Source organism: Streptococcus sp. ELY_137 (assembly GCF_058314515.1).
On the sequence record NZ_JBZFUL010000002.1, the window covers coordinates 27,326 to 43,536 of the forward strand.

Sequence of the window (16,211 nt, forward strand, 5' to 3'; positions counted from 1 at the left end):
CATGGTTGCTGCAATGCTGATGTGCTTTAATGTTGTGGTCACTCTGTTAACCTGCCTGATTATATTTGAGAGAACCTCCGGAATTAAGGTGCCTTTTATCTATAAGGGGTTATTTCTGATAATAGGAACTATTGGCTATCTTCCAACTAGGCTACTACTTTTTTCAGATTACCTCTTCCATGTCGCTCTTCTCTATTTCCTAGCCAATAAATTTGGAAAGTTTGGATCCAGTATTTGGCTAAAGTTATTTGTGGCTTTCTATCCCAAGGTAATGTTTGAGATTATTTCGCGGTTTTTAGTTCTCAATATTTTTTCGATAGTTTATCCAAATGTTGTTGAACTTGAATCTTCGAGCCCTTTGCTCATCATATTTGTGACTGGTTTGCAGTGTCTGGGCACAATTATGCTGAATGAAATCCTCATCAGGCTGTTGAAAATGGATTTTAGACGTATGACTGAGGTAGAAGATCAGACTGTTTTAGTCCCTATTATTAAGCCGACGGTTTTTATCTTAAGTGTCTACTATGCTATCCAGTGGTTTTCTTATAATTTAACAGCCGCGCACTTGGTTTCTAATGATACAACAGTGACCATCAGGAAGTACCTCAGTCTCATTTTTATGGTCTCTGTTCTCGTTTTTATCGCCGTTCTCAATCAGCGGATAACGGTTTATCTGGAAGGAAGGCTGGCTAGGCAGCAGAAGGATGAACTGGAGCGCCTGACGGATTACAATCATCAGATTGAACATCTTTATCGTGATATCAGAGCTTTTCGGCATGACTATATGAATATCCTAATCAGTCTGCAGCAAGGCATTGATCGTAATGACATGGTCAGTGTTCGCAAGACTTTTAACAGTGTATTAGCGGATTCAGGAAATTTTCTTCAGTCAGATCAGTTTGCCGTAGCAGAGCTCTCTTTAATCGACAGCGATGCTATTAAGAGCGTTTTGATTTCTAAGCTGCATCAGGCTGATAATCAGGGGATTAGCGTAAACGTTGAGGTTATTAAAGAAATTGGTGAGCCCAATTTTCCAATGCTTGATTTTATCCGTGTGCTGACAATTTTATTGGATAACGCGATAGAGGCTGCTGCCGAGTCTGAAAATAAGTGGCTAAGTCTTTCTTATTTTTATGACAAGGGTAAGACTGTTTTGATTATCGAAAACAGTTTGTCAGATCAACCAGATAGCCTAGACCAGCTTTATCAACGTGGAGTTTCCTCTAAAGGAGAAACACGCGGCTGGGGTCTCGCTAATGTCAGGGAGCTTTTAGCTGCCCATCCTCATGCTAGCTTAAAGACCAGTGCGCGGGATGGCAGTTTCCAGCAGATTATTGAAATTGGCGATACGATATAGGTAGGTTATAATAAAATGAGACCCAGCTAGGGGTCTCATTTTATTAATCTTTCATTTTAAATACAGTGACTGTGGCTTTTTGGGGTCGATAACTTTTAAACCAGTTTGTAAACCAATTACCGCCGCCAGTGATGGCTGCGCTTTCGGCAGGTGTGAGTTCGGTAAAACGATCTAAAGATGATAATGTAGTTTTGTGGGACATAAGTATACTCCTTTATATTTTATTAGTCTAAGTATAGCACAGGTTTTTCTTGATGAAAGTGAAATAAGTCTTTTTGGTAGAAATGTAAAAGTACAGAAATAAGACTAATAATTCTCATCTTGGTGTTTTTAATATGAGCAGGCAGCTAGCCAAAGGAAGCAAGAAGCTTGTCTTTGTAGTAGTTAAAATAGGTCTTTTTGCCAATAATGCTCGTGACCCTTCCTTGAAGGCCATATTTTATTTGCGAGCGCTCTTTATCTGATAGCTTGACTGTAGCAGTAACTTTAAAGAGGTTTGCACTTTTAGTAACGGTAGCAGTAGTGTCAATGCTCGTGACCTCGCCAGTTATCATGAGATTTTTGTGTTCGACATTAGTCAGGGTCAGTTGAGCGTGCTGGCCTTTTTTAATACTGGAAATGTAGTTCGAATCGACATAGTAGGTGATAGCAGCTTTTTTAACTTTTTTGATATCTGGATAGATGCTGCCGACAGTAGTCCCAGCTGCAATGTTTGATTGACCAGTGAAATCTTTTTCTAGGTGCAAAATCCCATCGCTGGGAGCTGTTAGCTGGATTTGGGTATTGGCTGGTTGAAGGGAGCCTTGCCCATTAGCATTCAATATAGGCATTTGCTCGCTTGGAGAGGGACTGGTGTATCTTAAGAGGACCTCCCCCTTCTTTACGCTCTTGTTATTTACCAAGTTATTCCTAGCAATAGTGTTGTCACTGACGGATTGCAAACTAATCACATCACTAGTTGGAGTAACCTGCCCAGTTGTAGTTACGACGATTTCCTTAGTGGCAAAGAGCGAAAATAGCGTAATGAGGGCAAAAAGCAAGGCTGTAGGAATGATTGTGAGGGTAGCAAAATTTTGATAGCGCCGTCTGTAAAATTCTGAACTACTGAATAATTTAGAATCCATCTTTACCTCCTTATTTATGAAAGAGTTGGTAATAGAAGCCCTTTTGTTTTAAAAGTTCTTCATGGTTACCGGTTTCGATAATGCGTCCCTGATCTAAAACAATAATCCTGTCTGTCCTTTCGGAAATACTGAGACGGTGGGCAACAAAGATGATTGTTTTTTCTTTCATAGCTATTAGGTTATCGATGACTTTCTTTTCGGTCAGAACATCAAGACCGCTAGTTGCTTCGTCTAGTACTAAAACGGGTGATTTAGTCAGGAGCGCTCGTGCTAAGGCAATGCGCTGTTTTTGCCCGCCAGATAGTCCCGCACCATCTGATAGTTCTGTCTGATAACCCAGAGGCATCTCTTCGATGTCTTTACGAATCTCTGCCCATTCACAAGCCTGTCTGATCTCGTCTGAGGTAATAGTGTCGTCTGCCCCAAGCGTAAGGTTCTCAAGAATGCTGCCACTAAAAATATAGGCCTGCTGCGGTAAATAGTTAATATGCTGTCTCAAGATTTTTTTGTCAATGAGACGGCTATTTAGACCGTTGATGGTGATATCTCCTGTATTAGGCTGGAAAAAGTTGACAATCATCTTTGCTAGGGTTGTCTTACCCGAACCGCTGATACCAACTAGACTGATTTTGGAGCCCTGCCGGATCGTTAGGTTAATATCGGATAAGGTATTTTTACCAAAACCATATTTATAAGAAACATCTGAAAAAGTAATGTCACCCGTGAGAAGTTGAATATCTTTTTCTGTCGCTTGCTCATCATCAAATTCGGATGAGACGAGGTAGACTTCATTCAGGCGGTTGTTGGCAACTTTGGCAGATTGTAGTTTTGTCTGGAGGTTGATGATATTCTCCAAAGGATTAGTAAAATACGTTAAGAGGGTGTTGTAGGCAATCAGCTGACCGATAGAAATTTTATTAGAGATGATCAAGGTCGAACCAAACCACAGAATAAGGACATTTAGGATAAGCTGGGCTCCCTTTTTTAAAGCTGTTTGCAGGATTTCATATTTACTGCGTTTAAATGATTTATCCAGATAATCAACAAATTCACTGTCAATATTGCGGTAGCGCATTTCTTCGCTTGTGAGAGATTTAATAGTCTCAATGCCATTGATGTCTTCAATGATAGCCGAGCTAACCATACTATTAGCTTCCATAACATCTTGATTCATTTTTTCAAAAGGCTTCATGAAAGCAAAAATGATGATGGTATAGATGGGGATGGAAAACAAGGTCAGGAAGAATAAATTAGTATTTTGCAAAAGCAGAACACCACCGACGATAATGAGAATAGAACAGTCGAGAAAGATGGAGAGAATGGTTGAGGCTAAAGCGTCAATGATAGAGTTAGCATCGGAAAAGCGTGAGGTGATTTCACCCGTCCGTCTGGTCGCAAAAAAGGACATGGGCAGAGAAAAAATGTGCCTGATGTAAGATAGAATAACGTCAATACTCAATCGCTGGCTCAATACCACGAGTAAGTAATCACGGGAAAAGGTCAGGATCTGCTGAATAATATAAGTGATGATCAATCCAACTGATACAATTCCCAAGGTCGATAGCATGCGATTTGGAATATAATTATCCAAGATTCCTTGCAGATAGTAAGAACCAAGGATATCAATTAAAGTGACAAGTAAACTAGCTAAACTAATCTGGAAGATGAGCCCTTTTTGACGCAGGATAAGGGGAATAAAGCTCAAGAGACCATTTTTCTTATCCTTGTGAGGTCTGTAGTGGGGCTGAGGTGCGAGAAAGATAGCGACCCCATCCCACTCGTCTGCAAAAACCTCTTTTTTCATCTTGGTGATTTTGACGCTGGGGTCAGGATCACCAATAATGAGATAGTCTTTTTTAGCCTTGTAAACGACGTAATAATGCTGAAGCTTTCCCTCCTTATTAACATGGACGATAAAGGGATAAGGCACATCATCCATATCAAACATCTCCATATCCGCCCTAATAGCGCGTGTTTCAAAGCCCATCTTTTTGGCAGCTTCTACAATTCCTAAAGCAGTCGTCCCTTCCCTGTCGGTCTTGGCCAGCTCGCGCAAGTGGGCTAGGGAGTAGTTTGAACCATAATGTCTGGCGATTGATGCCAGTGCTGCAACCCCGCAGTCTCGAGCATCAATTTGTGGGATAAATTTATAGAACATTAATCCTTTTTCCTTTCTGTTAGTTTTGTCTGATTTTTATCATGTCAACATCCTATTATGTCATAATGACTAGGAGTCTGCTTATCCATGTCGTGAATGGTTCCTATTTTGTCGCGAATGGTAAAAAATCCGATTTTTCGAAAAAAAATTACCATTCAGGGTGAAAAAACGACCGTTCACGACATAGACGTGCACAAACCAAAATTTTGGGTATACTAAGGGTGTCGGTTGGCCAACCAAATAAAATAAAAATTCAAAGGAGGTATTCGTTATGAATACGACAGTATTTGAACAATTTGAAATGATGGACAACGAAGCCCTCGCTGCTGTTGAAGGTGGGAAAGCCTCTTTAGGGTGTGTTCTTGGTACTGCTGGAATGGCTGGTGCTGGTTTTGCTTTTGGAGGAGGACCTGCAGGAGCAGCCGTTTTAGGTGGTGCAACGGCTTTAAGACTATGTCAATAATATAAGGAGAAGTAAATAATGAAAGCTTATAAAGAATTGGATAATCAAACGTTGGAAAGTATTTATGGCGGTAAGATTAACCCTGTTTGTGCCGCAGCTGTAGCTGGTTCTATTTATGGGGCAACAGCACTTGGAACAGGGGGAGCAGGAATTCCGCTTGCCATTAGTGCAGGTACAGTTGCAGCAGCTAGTTTTTGCTAATGAGATTGAAGAAATACATAAAAGTGTTTCTGGTATTAACTTTATTTGGCGTAAAAGCGTTGATATCATCTTTCGATGATATTTTAGTGCTGCTAGTGGTTTCGGTATCTCTTCTTGTAATTGTTCTTTCCATTTTAAAAGAAAAATAACTATATAATAGAAACGAGATGTCGACTATTGTGTGCAATTAGTATCTACATCAAATATAGAAAAGTACTAAAAGATAAATAATCCTGCCATAACGAAAGTATGATAGATTTTCTTAGAAATAGAGTTTGTTATGATTAAAGTATTTGAACAATTTGAAATGATGGACAACGAAGCTCTCGCTGCTGTTGAAGGTGGGAAGGTATCGGGTGGAGAAGCAGTCGCAGCTGTTGGAATATGTGCAACTGCTTCAGCAGCAATTGGAGGACTGGCAGGTGCAACTCTTATTACTCCATATTGTGTAGGTACTTGGGGGCTCATTCGATTTGTGCGTCGAATGGTGTGTGGCATCCATATGTTCTTGCTGGATGTGCCGGAGTTGGTGCAGTTGGATCTGTAGTTTTTCCACACTAAATTGAGCAGTGGAGGGCAATGCTAATTGTAAATTCAGGATTAAATTTCTGATTGATACAGTGGCATTGTCCATTTCTTCTTCAATAGAGTTTTATTTCAGCTTAGCTTACACTATTTAGAATATCAAGTGTCCATGTCTCTGCTGTTAAAAATCGGGTATAATGTGAATTTATTAAGAACTTGATTCAATTCTGATAGAAAAATTAATAGGAAATAATATGAAAAAATTAAAGAGTATCTCCACTCAGAGTTTGCGTTGGCTCTATCTAGTTTTAACAACCGTAGCCTTTATAGCTGCTCTGGTCACATATAATTGGTTATATTATGGAAAATCTATACTTTTTTGGTTACCGGCAGCTCTGGTATTATTGGCAACTGTTTTGTTGTCCTATTTGGTAAAAAAGGAGCTGGAAGCGAGATCTGAACCCTTATTAATTTTTAATACACTTCAGCAAAATGTAGCGGTGTTAATAGCTTTGACGCTCTCTCTTATCGTTTTGATTTTCAAAATGTTAAATAATACGGATAATGATGTAAATAAAGTCTATTGGTTGCTTATAGGCATTGTCTTACTCATTATTCTCTGGAATAGCATAGAACTGTGTAAAGAATTTAAGCGAAGAAAGGTAGAAAAAGATTCTAGAAAATAAAGTATAGAAGTCAATTATGTGGCAGATGTTTTGAAAAAATATTAGTACAGCCAGCATAGCTAAAAGGGCTGACTGAACTAGCTATAGCTAAAGGTATCATTGCCAATTGAGGAAGTGAGGAAAAGGTATGGCGCATCTGTTGCTTTTTCCCTCCTTCCTCTTTGTTTGATGTGTGTTGAAAAAATGAAAATAATGAAATCTTCGGATTCGGAATCATTAACCTTTGGTAAGGAGGTAGCTATTTAAAAGCTGCTGCTTTATTTTTTAGGTTGAATCAGGTCTAATTTTATATCATGGACCAGTTGGATTTGAGAAAAATTCAGGTAAAATTTAACCGTTCTGGGAATAGGCGTGCACGGGACAATATTCGAGGTATACTAAGAGTACTGACAATCAAATAAACGAAAAACATATGAAAGTTATGGACTGATTAATAAAGAATAATGGAGGATTAGTTGGTGAAAAAGATAAGAAAGCTTTTTAATATAACTCCAACTCAAACTAGCTCAGCTGAATATACTTTAATAAAGAGAGTTACGATTTTTCTAGGTATCGCCTTGCTCATAGTATTCGCTATAAATACCATTATAAGCATCGTGAAAAAAGTTCCTCTTATTGATATGAATTTGATTTTTATATTTGTTATATTTTTACTAGATCTATTGATTCTTTTAAGCTATAAATTAAAATGATTTCAGATTGGAGTTATATTGGTAGATATTCTTGCAAGAGAACTATAGTTTAAATAGTGATATTAGCAATTTTAATAAATTTGGGCGTACTGAATTTTTCTAATTTATATAGTATGGTTGGATTAAATAGAGGGGATATAAAAGTGATAGAAGGTAAAAAGCGTTCCAGTCATCGTTTCGATTTCAATAAAAGTAAGGTTACCGTCGTTTTACTTATTTTATTTCTTGTTCTTATGGGCATAAAAGTATGTGTGAGTTTACAAAAAAGGACAGATATTATGGATCATCTTTTGGCCTTTGAATTCGTGTTTTTTATTTGTTTATTGATGGAATTTATTTTGACAAAAGCTTTTGAAATAAAATCTAGTCGTTTGTACGTCAGTCGCCTATCAGCACAAATTTATCTATCTGGCTTTATAGGATTTGCTATCATAAATTTTTTATTGTACAAGATAAAGCAGGAGCCTTTGATGAATACCTACCTTGTCTTAATGTTTTTGATGGCTATTGCTTCATTGTTAGACTGGACTATTGAGAAGTTGAAAAAGTAATTGTTAATAAAATTATCTTTTTATGTTAGTTTAACGAAGTTTTCCATAGGTGTAGCGTTAGCTGATTCTAAATGGTTTTATCTTATATATAATAACGGCAATCATGATGATGTTTATTTTATTATTGCTAAAGAGGACAGGAAGGCTAAGTTCAGAAAAAATAATATTTGATAGCTTTAGTGCTGATCATGTATTTTACTAATTTTGTTGTTAAGCCTATTTTCCCCAGTTAATAATTTTATGAATCCTAATAGCAGCTCTTTTTTGGATGAAAACGATTGTTTATTCAAAAGAAATATGGAGAAAAATTATTATTACAATTAGTCTTCCATTATTTTCATATACAATCTTACTCATAAGGGAGGGGGTAAGTGTTACTGCCTTGATTTCCATTTAATATTAGAATCAAAAGATAATAAGGTGATAGTAATTTATAGGGAAATATTTATTCTTGTTGCGAATGGTAAAAAATCCAATTTTTCAAAAAAAAATTACCATTCAGGGTGAAAAAACGACCGTTCATGACATAGACGTGCACAGTCCAAAATTTTGGGTATATTAAGGGTGTTGGTTGACCAACCAAATAAAACAAACATTCAAAGGAGGCATTCGCTATAAATATGACAGCAAAACTAAGATTATTTTTCGCTCTTTTCGTTACACTTTGGGGAGTTCATTTGTTATTTGATTCACCAGAATTATGGCGGAAAGTTCTAGGTGTAGTAGGAACTGGATTATTGCTATTTGGTATCTACTCTAAGGGTAGAAGAACGCTAAAAGATAAATAAAACTATCGTAATAAAAGTAAAGTATGGTAGATTCTCTTTGAAAATTAGGAGTTTATCATAATTAAAATATTTGAACAGTTTGAAATAATGGACAACGAAGCTCTTAATAGTGAGAGGAGTGAGTTATGAAGCAATTTACTCAGACTTCAGTAATGATAACATCTTTAGCAGGGTTCGCAGTAGGAATGGTTTTTGGATTGTGGGGCGAAAAAATTGGTTTTCTTTTTGGCCTAGTTTATATTCTGGCGGCCTTACTATATAAGTTTATTTCAAGAAAAAATAGACAGAATGGTTAAACTAAAAGCGCATCAAACTAAAAAGATTAAAGCTAAATGCCGTAGTGTCAACGAAATGTATTAATTTTTGATAAATTACTGAGCTAAGAGTTAAAAAATACTTGACTTCTGCTCAGATTGGTGTACAATAATTTACAAATCAGAAAAGTACCTCTTGGCAGTTTTCAGAGAGCCTGTGGTGGTTGTGAACAGGTAGCTAATAGGAGCGAAATTGGGCTGATTATCTAAAAATGGAAATAAACAATAATTTTCAGGTAGGCACTCCTTATCGTGCAGCTCCTTGTTGGAGGAGATAGAGACGGCAGAAGAAGTGTAGAGATTTTCTGCCAATTGAGGTGGCACCGCGTTATTGATATAATGCCCTCACACAGATGTTTTTTTCTGTGTGAGGTTTTTTATTACCATTTTAGCAGGTGAAGATAAAGCATAGTCTTCAGGCAGGCACTCCTTATCGTGCAGCTCCTTGTTGGAGGAGATAGAGATGGCAGAAAAAGTTTAGAGATTTTCTGCCAATTGAGGTGGCACCGTGTTATTGCTATAACGCCCTCATGCAGGATATTTTTGTCTGCGTGAGGGCGTTTTTGTATTACATGCCTTAGTCCCATTTAACAGTCTGGGTTACTAGCTGAAACATAGGTTCATCTCCTTTTCCAAGACTCATTTAATTTTTTAGATATAGGTGATCGTTATGACAAATATCCAGAAACTCCGAAATCAGATTGATCAATTAGATCATCACTTATTAATCCTTTTAGCACAGCGTCAGCAGATAGTCGAGAGAATTGGGTGGCTAAAATCTGTCGGAAGCAAAAGAGCTGTCACTGCCTCTGAGCGAGTGAAGCAAGTCCTTCTAAGCAGGCAGCAGGAGTCAGAAGAGTTAGGCCTATCAGCAGATATTGCGCTTGCTATCTGGCAAGTTATGATTGAAGCCTTCACTGCTTTAGAGTTGCCAGTCAATAGCAACACCAATGAGATGAATAGAAAGTGAGATTAATCATGAAAAAGGTATTAAATGCTGATATTTTAACCCCAATTCTTGCTTACATGCGCGTGCAAGGTGAGCATAAGGTGATTTTGGAGTCCATTCCGCGTGAAAAGGAGAATGCTCGTTTTTCAATTATTGCTTACAATCCGGTCTATAATGTTATCTACAATCACGGTCAGCTAACCTGCAATGATCAGCCGATTGCTCAAGACCCCTTTGACTACCTTCACGAGCTAACAGTGACAGGGCAAAGTAGTGATCTTCCTTTTGCTGGCGGTGCAATTGGATTTGTCGGCTATGATATGATTAGTCTCTATGAAAATATTGGGATGCTTCCTCAAGATACTATTGGAACACCGGATATGCAATTTTTTATCTATGAATCTTACCTGATTTTCGACCATAAAAAAGAAAAGGTTTACGTCGTTGAGGATAACAACTATAGTCAACGCTCGCTTGATGAACAGCGTCTAGCCCTGACTAAGGTTATTGATGACTTACAGACAGCAGCACCCAATGAGTTTTCCCCCCAAGATTTGCAAACCTTAAATTTTAAGAACCATATTCAAAAGGAGCATTTTGAAACAATGGTGGCTCAAGCCAAAGATTTGATTCGTCAAGGTGATATGTTCCAATGTGTGCTTAGCCAGCGTTTTTCAGCTGATTTTAGTGGTGATCCGCTTGATTACTATCGTCATTTAAGGGTGACTAGTCCTTCTAACTATCTTTACTTTTATGATTTTGGTCAGTATCAGGTGATTGGGGCCAGTCCGGAAAGTCTAGTTTCTGTTAGAAATGGCGTGGTTACAACTAATCCGATCGCTGGAACTAGGCCACGAGGGAAAAACGAACAAGAGGATATCTGTCTGGCTCAGGACTTGTCTAGTGACGCTAAGGAAACATCTGAGCACCGTATGTTAGTTGATCTGGGACGCAATGATATTGGCAAAATAGCTCAGGTAGGCAGTGTCTGTATTACCAAACTGATGGAGGTAGAGTATTTCCGCTATGTCATGCACCTAACCAGTGTTGTCAAGGGGAAGCTCCTGCCTAATTTGACAGCTATGGAGGCTCTTAAATCTACCCTACCAGCTGGTACTGTTTCAGGAGCCCCTAAGATCCGAGCCATGAAGCGAATTTACGAGCTGGAAGAAGAAAAGCGCGGCATTTACGCTGGAGCTATTGGCTATCTATCAGCAACGGGTGATATGGATTTTGCTATCGCTATCAGGACAATGATTCTTAAAGATCATAAAGCTTACGTTCAAGCTGGGGCAGGGATTGTCTATGACAGTCAACCGGAAAATGAATTTTATGAAACCATTAATAAAGCAAAGGCTATGACCAAAATAGGAGATCAGCTATGATTCTATTAATTGATAACTATGATTCCTTTACCTATAATTTAGCACAGTATCTAGGTGCATTTGCAGATATAGAAGTCGTGCGAAATGATGCTGATAGGCTGCTAGAAAAAGCAGAGCAGGCTCAAGCCTTGGTTTTTTCTCCTGGCCCCGGCTGGCCGGTAGAAGCAGGTGAGATGGAAGATATAATTAAGCGTTTTGCCGGATCTAAGCCCATGTTGGGGATCTGCTTGGGGCATCAGGCCCTAGCAGAGGCCTTTGGCGGACGCTTGGGTCTTGCTAAACAGGTCATGCACGGTAAGCAAAGCGACATGGAGCTTATTGAGGACTCACCTCTTTTTACAGGTTTGAACCAAACTGTTCCCATCATGCGTTACCACTCAATTGTTATTGAAGATCTACCCAGAGATTTTGTCGTAACAGCTAAGACTAGAGATGACGATGAGATTATGGCTATACAGCATAAAAAGTGGCCAATTTACGGACTTCAATTTCACCCAGAAAGTATTGGGACACCAGACGGTTTGCGGATGATTGAAAATTTTGTCCGCTTAGTCAGCTAAGATAAATAAGGAGACAGCAATGGAATCATTAAAGCAGATATATCAAGAATTAAGCAGACAGGAAGATTTAACACAAGACGAAGTAAAAGGCCTCTTTGATGCTATTCTGCAGGATCAGCTGACTGAAAGTCAGATTGCCGCTTTTCTACTAGGACTGGCGGTTAAAGGAGAGACGGCAGATGAGATTACAGGGATTGTTCAGGCGCTTAAAGCACATGCCCTTGTACTGCCTGAGGTGTTCACAGATGCCATGTGCAATTGTGGGACAGGGGGCGATCAATCTTATAGCTTTAATATCTCAACGACGGTCTCATTCGTTTTAGCGGCAGGCGGCATTAGGGTTGCTAAGGCTGGAAATCGTTCGATCTCATCGAAATCAGGTTCAGCCGATGTGCTGGAAGCCTTAGGTATCAATATTGCCGCTAGTCCAGAGACTTTGGCAAAGGCCCTGGATCAGGTAGGGCTCGCTTTTATCTTTGCGCAAAGTATGCACCCTGCCATGCGCTTCATAGGTCCGGCTAGAAAAGCCTTGGGAATCCCAACAGTGATGAATCTTGTCGGTCCCTTGGCTAACCCACTTGACTTGGAGACACAATTGATGGGGATCTATCGTGAAGAATTACAGAAAATGGCTGTTCAAGTTATGCAAAAGCTAGGGCGTAAGCGTGCCATGGTTATAACGGGGCCTGATCACATGGATGAAGCAGCTCTCTACGGACAAAATACCTATACTTTATTGGAGAATGGCCAGATTAGTCAGGGTCAGTTCTCTTATCGAGATTTAGGAATGCCAAAAGTCGAATTAGCGGATATTCGCGGGGGTGATGCCAGAGAAAATGCTGAAATTTTGTTGAGTGTCCTTAAGGATGAAGACAGTCCTTATTTAGAAACAACAGTTCTCAATGCAGGCCTAGGTTTCTACGCCAATGGCAAAGTTGCTACTATTCAAAAGGGTATAGCCTTAGCACGCCAGCTTTTGGCTGATGGGTCAGCCTTGGCTAAATTACGTCAATTACAAGAGGTACAGGTATGAATCAGACATTTTTACCCCGCATTTTAAAGGAAAAAGAGCAAGAGGTCGCCCAGTTAGCGCTAGAAGATATAAAGCCTTTGCGCCAGACTTATTCGTTTTATGAGTTCTTACAAACTCATCAGGACAGGGTACAGATCATTGCTGAAGTAAAAAAAGCCAGTCCTAGCCTCGGAGATATCAATCCTGATGTAGATGTTCTGGCTCAGGCTAAGTCTTACGAAACAGCAGGAGCCAGCATGATATCGGTTCTGACTGATCCTCAATTTTTTAAGGGAGATATTAACTATCTGCGTCAGATTTCTAAGGCTGTCGGTATTCCGACCTTAGCCAAGGATTTCATTATTGATGAAAAACAGATTATTCGCAGTCGCAACGCTGGTGCCACTGTCATTTTGCTGATCGTGGCAGCCTTAGCAGAGGAACGCTTGAAAGAGCTTTATGCTTTTGCTAATAAACTGGGACTTGAAGTGCTGGTGGAAACCCATAATGCCAAGGAGTTAGCGATTGCTCACCGTCTAGGGGCTAAAATTATCGGGGTTAACAACCGAGATTTGGTTAGCTTTAAAGTCAGTTTGAAGACAACACAAGTTTTGGCTGACCATTTTAAAACAGCTCCTGTTTATGTGTCCGAGTCAGGTTTCTTCACTGGTCAAGATGTTGAGCAGGTAGCCCCTTATGTCAATGCTGTCCTTGTTGGTACAGCCTTGATGACCTCAAATAATTTATCAGCAAAAGTAAAGGAGTTGCAAGTTGACAAAGGTTAAAATATGCGGACTGTCTACCGTAGAGGCTGTGGAGACAGCTGTGGGAGCAGGTGCGGATTTTATTGGTTTTGTTTTTGCCTCAAGCAGGCGTCAGATTAGTCTGGATAGAGCCAAACAACTAGCTCAAGTAATTCCAGATAGGGTGGGTAAAGTAGGAGTGTTTGTCAGTCCCAGCTTGACAGAATTAGAAAAGGCTATTGCGACAGTACCTCTGGATATGGTACAAATCCATGGACAGTTAGATGAGGCAATTGTGAATCAAGTTTCTCTTCCTATTATTAGAGCGCTGCCGGTTTCGGCAGAAAAAGGTAGAGCGGGAAAAACTAAAGGCAAGTGTAGGGACAGGATGCATCCTGGGTCAATTGACGATTATCAAATAAATGCGGACTTCCTTCTCTTTGATGCTCCAGTTTCTGGATCAGGGAAGACTTTTGATTGGCAGCAGTTGGATATCCATGGCATAGAGCTTCCCTACTTTATTGCTGGAGGATTGACAAGTGCGAATGTTAAGGATGCCATAGCGATTTTCCAGCCTTATGCTGTTGATGTTTCATCAGGTGTTGAAACAAATGGCATTAAGGATTTAGCAAAAATTAGACAGTTTATAGAAAGAGTGAAAGCATGACATATCAAGGACCAGATACCAAGGGATTTTTCGGAACTTATGGCGGTCAGTTTGTTCCGGAAACCCTGATGACAGCGATTATTGAGTTAGAGGAAGCTTATCGAGCTGCCCAAAAAGATCCAGCTTTCCAAGGAGAGTTGGATGCCCTTTTGAAAGATTATGTAGGTCGCGAGACTCCCCTGTATTATGCTGAGCGCCTGACTAAACACATTGGTGGCGCGAAGATTTACCTTAAACGTGAGGATTTAAATCATACAGGAGCTCATAAGATTAACAATGCCTTAGGACAAGTGCTGCTGGCAAAACGTATGGGCAAGCAAAAAATTATTGCCGAAACAGGTGCAGGTCAGCACGGAGTCGCTACAGCAACGGCTGCAGCCCTCTTTGATATGGAATGTACCATCTATATGGGAGAAGAAGATGTTAAGCGTCAGGCTTTGAATGTCTTTCGAATGGAACTTTTAGGAGCCAAGGTGCACGCTGTTACTGACGGTTCGCGTGTCCTGAAAGATGCCGTAAATGCAGCCCTTCGAGCTTGGGTTGCTAACATTGATGATACCCACTATGTTATGGGTTCGGCATTAGGGCCAGCTCCATTTCCAGAGATTGTCCGTGATTTTCAGTCGGTGATTGGTCGGGAAGCCAAGCGTCAGTACGCTGCTATCTCTGATGGCCGTTTGCCAGATGCGGTTCTTGCCTGTATTGGTGGTGGGTCAAATGCTATTGGACTTTTTCATCCTTTTGTCAATGACCAAGAAGTAGCTATGTATGGAGCAGAAGCGGCCGGTCTGGGATTAGATACGCAAAAGCATGCGGCCACCTTCGCAAAAGGTCGCCCTGGTATTTTACACGGAGCGCTTATCGATGTTCTTCAAGATGCTCACGGTCAAATTATGGAGGCCTTTTCGATCTCTGCTGGTTTAGACTATCCCGGTATTGGACCAGAGCATTCGCATTTCAAAGAGCTAGGCCGTGCCAGCTACTACGCTATCACTGATCAAGAAGCATTAGAAGCTTTCCAGCTCTTATCGCGTTTGGAAGGAATTATTCCCGCATTGGAGTCCAGCCATGCTATTGCTTTAACACAAAAGATTGCTAAAGATATGGATTCAGACCAATCTATTATCGTGTGTCTATCGGGGAGAGGTGACAAAGATGTCGTACAGGTTAAAGAGCGTTTGGAAGCACAGGAAGAAGGGGGCAGAAGATGAGTAAAACATTAACCAAGACGTTACAAACTGTTAAGGATCAAGGTAAGGGCATCTTTGTTCCTTATATCATGGCCGGTGATCATGATAAGGGGATAGATGGTTTGTTTGAAACACTGGATTTTTTAAAAGCCAATGGGGCTTCGGCTATTGAAGTTGGGATTCCTTGGTCCGATCCGGTTGCGGATGGTCCAGTTATAGAGTTAGCAGGTCAGCGTAGCTTGGCTAAGGGAACAACCCTGACAGCAGTTATTAACAAACTGCAGGAAGAAGCCACTGCAGTTCCTCTCATCATCATGACCTACCTTAATCCTGTCTACCAATATGGGATAAAAGCCTTTATTCAAGCGCTGGCGGATACATCCGTTAAAGGGCTGATTATTCCGGATTTGCCTCACGAAAATGAAAATCTGCTCAAGCCTTATCTAAAAGAAACAGATATTGCTTTAGTTCCCTTGGTCAGTCTGACTACAGGCCCAGAGCGCCAAGATCTTTTGATTGATGATGCAGAAGGTTTTATCTATGCTGTAGCAATCAATGGGGTGACTGGAAAATCTGGTTCCTACCGCAATGATTTAGACAGTCATCTGGCCCGTCTCCACCAAACGGCTCAGATTCCTGTTTTAACTGGTTTTGGTGTATCTAGTAAAGATGATATTGTTCGCTTTAATCAGGTATCAGATGGTGTTATTGTTGGAACAAAAATCGTTAAAGGTTTGCATGAACATCAAAAGGAAGAATTGGCCGACTTTATCCGTTATGGTTCACAATTGAAAAAATAAAAGTTTTCCCACTATGGACTGACCCCCAAAAAGTTGGACAGTTAAT

Annotated in this window: 19 protein-coding genes and 1 other annotated feature; of the genes, 16 read left to right on the forward strand and 3 right to left on the reverse strand. The window is 40.0% G+C overall.

Annotated features, from left to right (window positions below; genetic code table 11):
• Position 1: 1 nt before the first annotated feature.
• Positions 2-1,357, forward strand: coding sequence for a sensor histidine kinase (locus AC4HAO_RS02210; protein WP_491134444.1), 1,356 nt, complete (start codon positions 2-4; stop codon positions 1,355-1,357).
• 43 nt (positions 1,358-1,400) lie between these two features.
• Here AC4HAO_RS02210 and AC4HAO_RS02215 read toward each other — a convergent pair whose 3' ends face one another.
• The 3 genes from AC4HAO_RS02215 to AC4HAO_RS02225 form a co-directional block, all read right to left on the reverse strand.
• Entirely contained in the window at positions 1,401-1,559 is a 159-nt protein-coding gene (locus AC4HAO_RS02215) for a hypothetical protein (protein ID WP_447452291.1), read from the reverse strand.
• Between the two features lie 145 nt (positions 1,560-1,704).
• Entirely contained in the window at positions 1,705-2,481 is a 777-nt protein-coding gene (locus AC4HAO_RS02220; RefSeq protein ID WP_491094174.1) for an HlyD family efflux transporter periplasmic adaptor subunit, read from the reverse strand.
• A 10-nt stretch (positions 2,482-2,491) separates the two neighbouring features.
• The gene (locus AC4HAO_RS02225) at positions 2,492-4,639 is read right to left on the reverse strand and encodes a peptide cleavage/export ABC transporter (protein ID WP_491134445.1); all 2,148 of its coding nucleotides are present in this window, start codon (positions 4,637-4,639) and stop codon (positions 2,492-2,494) included.
• Between the two features lie 271 nt (positions 4,640-4,910).
• Between AC4HAO_RS02225 and AC4HAO_RS02230 the strand changes: the two genes are divergently transcribed.
• The 15 genes from AC4HAO_RS02230 (at position 4,911) to trpA (ending at position 16,165) form a co-directional block, all read left to right on the forward strand.
• Positions 4,911-5,102 (forward strand): bacteriocin class II family protein, encoded by a 192-nt coding sequence (locus AC4HAO_RS02230; RefSeq protein WP_491134447.1) that lies wholly within the window; start codon positions 4,911-4,913, stop codon positions 5,100-5,102.
• An 18-nt stretch (positions 5,103-5,120) separates the two neighbouring features.
• Positions 5,121-5,303, forward strand: a complete 183-nt coding sequence (locus AC4HAO_RS02235) for a Blp family class II bacteriocin (RefSeq protein WP_491134448.1) — start codon at positions 5,121-5,123, stop codon at positions 5,301-5,303.
• Between the two features lie 280 nt (positions 5,304-5,583).
• Positions 5,584-5,850 (forward strand): Blp family class II bacteriocin, encoded by a 267-nt coding sequence (locus tag AC4HAO_RS02240; RefSeq protein ID WP_491134450.1) that lies wholly within the window; start codon positions 5,584-5,586, stop codon positions 5,848-5,850.
• A 232-nt stretch (positions 5,851-6,082) separates the two neighbouring features.
• Positions 6,083-6,514, forward strand: a complete 432-nt coding sequence (locus AC4HAO_RS02245; protein WP_491134451.1) for a hypothetical protein — start codon at positions 6,083-6,085, stop codon at positions 6,512-6,514.
• A gap of 835 nt (positions 6,515-7,349) precedes the next feature.
• The gene (locus tag AC4HAO_RS02250) at positions 7,350-7,757 is read left to right on the forward strand and encodes a hypothetical protein (protein WP_491134452.1); all 408 of its coding nucleotides are present in this window, start codon (positions 7,350-7,352) and stop codon (positions 7,755-7,757) included.
• Between the two features lie 620 nt (positions 7,758-8,377).
• Positions 8,378-8,545 carry a hypothetical protein gene (locus AC4HAO_RS02255; protein ID WP_491134453.1) on the forward strand — a complete coding sequence of 56 codons (168 nt, stop codon included), beginning with the start codon at positions 8,378-8,380 and terminating at the stop codon, positions 8,543-8,545.
• A gap of 125 nt (positions 8,546-8,670) precedes the next feature.
• Positions 8,671-8,841 (forward strand): hypothetical protein, encoded by a 171-nt coding sequence (locus tag AC4HAO_RS02260; RefSeq protein WP_491093144.1) that lies wholly within the window; start codon positions 8,671-8,673, stop codon positions 8,839-8,841.
• 125 nt (positions 8,842-8,966) lie between these two features.
• Positions 8,967-9,209 (forward strand) — a binding site (T-box leader).
• A gap of 320 nt (positions 9,210-9,529) precedes the next feature.
• Positions 9,530-9,829 (forward strand): chorismate mutase, encoded by a 300-nt coding sequence (locus AC4HAO_RS02265; RefSeq protein WP_491134454.1) that lies wholly within the window; start codon positions 9,530-9,532, stop codon positions 9,827-9,829.
• An 8-nt stretch (positions 9,830-9,837) separates the two neighbouring features.
• The gene (gene trpE / locus AC4HAO_RS02270) at positions 9,838-11,193 is read left to right on the forward strand and encodes an anthranilate synthase component I (protein ID WP_491134455.1); all 1,356 of its coding nucleotides are present in this window, start codon (positions 9,838-9,840) and stop codon (positions 11,191-11,193) included.
• Entirely contained in the window at positions 11,190-11,753 is a 564-nt protein-coding gene (locus AC4HAO_RS02275; protein WP_491134456.1) for an aminodeoxychorismate/anthranilate synthase component II, read from the forward strand. Before trpE ends, AC4HAO_RS02275 begins: the two co-directional genes overlap by 4 nt.
• Before the next feature lie 19 nt (positions 11,754-11,772).
• Positions 11,773-12,786, forward strand: coding sequence for an anthranilate phosphoribosyltransferase (gene trpD, locus AC4HAO_RS02280; protein ID WP_491093148.1), 1,014 nt, complete (start codon positions 11,773-11,775; stop codon positions 12,784-12,786).
• Complete coding sequence (gene trpC / locus AC4HAO_RS02285) at positions 12,783-13,550, forward strand: indole-3-glycerol phosphate synthase TrpC (RefSeq protein WP_491134457.1); 768 nt, start codon at positions 12,783-12,785, stop codon at positions 13,548-13,550. The genes trpD and trpC overlap by 4 nt, the downstream gene beginning before the upstream one ends.
• Entirely contained in the window at positions 13,537-14,175 is a 639-nt protein-coding gene (locus AC4HAO_RS02290; protein ID WP_491093150.1) for a phosphoribosylanthranilate isomerase, read from the forward strand. The genes trpC and AC4HAO_RS02290 overlap by 14 nt, the downstream gene beginning before the upstream one ends.
• On the forward strand, positions 14,172-15,386 hold the full coding sequence (trpB, locus tag AC4HAO_RS02295; RefSeq protein WP_491134458.1) for a tryptophan synthase subunit beta: 1,215 nt from the start codon (positions 14,172-14,174) through the stop codon (positions 15,384-15,386). Before AC4HAO_RS02290 ends, trpB begins: the two co-directional genes overlap by 4 nt.
• The gene (gene trpA, locus AC4HAO_RS02300) at positions 15,383-16,165 is read left to right on the forward strand and encodes a tryptophan synthase subunit alpha (RefSeq protein WP_491134459.1); all 783 of its coding nucleotides are present in this window, start codon (positions 15,383-15,385) and stop codon (positions 16,163-16,165) included. The genes trpB and trpA overlap by 4 nt, the downstream gene beginning before the upstream one ends.
• The last annotated feature ends 46 nt before the right edge of the window (positions 16,166-16,211 follow it).